Source organism: Pseudomonas sp. EL_65y_Pfl2_R96 (genome assembly GCF_963970905.1).
Lineage (GTDB): Bacteria > Pseudomonadota > Gammaproteobacteria > Pseudomonadales > Pseudomonadaceae > Aquipseudomonas.
In genome coordinates this window covers 1-486 of sequence record NZ_CAXAQH010000278.1, presented here as the reverse complement: position 1 = coordinate 486, position 486 = coordinate 1, and the positions used below count along the sequence as shown (strand labels likewise).

The 486-nt window shown below is 61.5% G+C and carries 2 protein-coding genes; both read left to right on the top strand.

Features of this window, described 5'->3' with window-relative positions:
* Positions 1-264: hypothetical protein (locus AACY49_RS30615; protein ID WP_339528028.1), on the top strand; the 264-nt coding region annotated here is incomplete at its 5' end.
* Positions 249-486, top strand: a 238-nt coding sequence (locus tag AACY49_RS30610) for a hypothetical protein (RefSeq protein ID WP_445262686.1), incomplete at its 3' end; no start/stop codon positions are given. The genes AACY49_RS30615 and AACY49_RS30610, both read left to right, overlap by 16 nt.

Here is a 486-nt window from a genome sequence, read left to right as displayed (position 1 = left end):
ACACTCCTCGACACTGTTGGCGCGCCAATCCTCCAGGTATACGACGCGAGCCACGGCCAAGTTACCCCTATCATCGCAGAACAAGGGGTGGCGTCAAACCTCTCACTGGCGCTATCTGGCAAGCAGGCTCTGCCCGTCATGGTGCTCGCCCATCGACAGGAGACGCAGATCGTGTGCGGACGTGCCCAAAATCAGCATACCAGATTAGCCCAGCCAACGTCGGTTTTCTTCCTTCCGGACACTCGCCTATGCCCGCAACCGTGAACGAAGGCCAACCCGGCGCGTCGCTCGATACAGCGCACGTCGGAGACATCGAAGGGGCATTCGGCACGATCCGCTTGGGCGACGAGGCTCCCCGCACAGGGCTCAAAGCGCGACTGATGACGCTGCTTGCTGTGGTCGGCCCGGGGCTAATCGTCATGATAGGCGACAACGATGCCGGCGCTTTCGGCACCTATGCCCAGGCTGGGCAGAATTACGGCACCA